The sequence below is a fragment of the Streptomyces sp. WM6372 genome (genome assembly GCF_001279655.1).
In the GTDB taxonomy this organism is placed as follows: Bacteria; Actinomycetota; Actinomycetes; order Streptomycetales; family Streptomycetaceae; genus Streptomyces.
On the sequence record NZ_LGDB01000087.1, the window covers coordinates 1 to 813 of the forward strand.

Consider the following 813-nt stretch of genomic DNA (forward strand, 5'->3'; position numbering starts at 1 on the left):
GGTCGCGTTGGTCATGGCTGTGCTCCTTCGGGGGTGTTCGGGGGTGTTCGGGGTTCAGAGGCTGCGGGCGGTGATGTCGCCGTAGGCGGTGGTCGCCCGGATGTCCAGGCCGGCGGCGGCGCCGTCGGTGTTGTTGAGCGCGTTGTGGATCCGGCCGTACGAGGTCCCGGCATCCAGCGACGCGGACACCCCCCGGGCCGCACCGACCGAGATGTCACCGGACTGGGTGCTCAGCACCACCGCACCGCGCACCGCCTCACCGATGTGGAGGTCGCCCTTCTGAGTGCTGACCTCCGCCGGACCACCCAGACGACCGACGAAAACGTCACCCGCCTGGAGCGCGATACGGGCACTCTCCGCCTCGTCGACCTTGACGACGCCCTGCGCACCCTCGAAGACGACGGCGCCCAGCCGACCGACCCCACGGAACTCCACCGCCGCCCCCTTCGCCTCCACCCGGGAGCCGGCCGGCAGCTGGACGGTCACCTCCACCGCCCCCGAAGCACCCAGCACCTGGTGCTTCGCCACCGCGGTCGCGATCCGCAGCACACCATCGACGAACTCGACCGTGGCCTGCTCCGCCACCTTCACATCACGCCCCTTCGACGCATCAGCGGGCCGCACCTCCACCGCCACATCCGCCCGATCCGCGGCGATCAACTGAACACGTCCTGCCGCGACGTCGAGAACGACGGCGATCGGGGCGGCGGTTTCGAACTTCTGCATGACAGGCTCCTGTTGGACTCACTCGATGTTTCCGATGAGGGAAAAGCTACGTAGCGTTCAAGAATCACGCAACGCCTTCGTTGCGCA

The 813-nt window shown here is 68.4% G+C and carries 1 protein-coding gene; it reads right to left on the bottom strand.

Going from position 1 to position 813, the window contains the following annotated elements; translation table 11 throughout:
• Positions 1 to 54 precede the first annotated feature (54 nt).
• Complete coding sequence (locus tag ADK52_RS08595) at positions 55 to 726, bottom strand: DUF4097 family beta strand repeat-containing protein (protein ID WP_053689178.1); 672 nt, start codon at positions 724 to 726, stop codon at positions 55 to 57.
• Positions 727 to 813 lie beyond the last annotated feature (87 nt).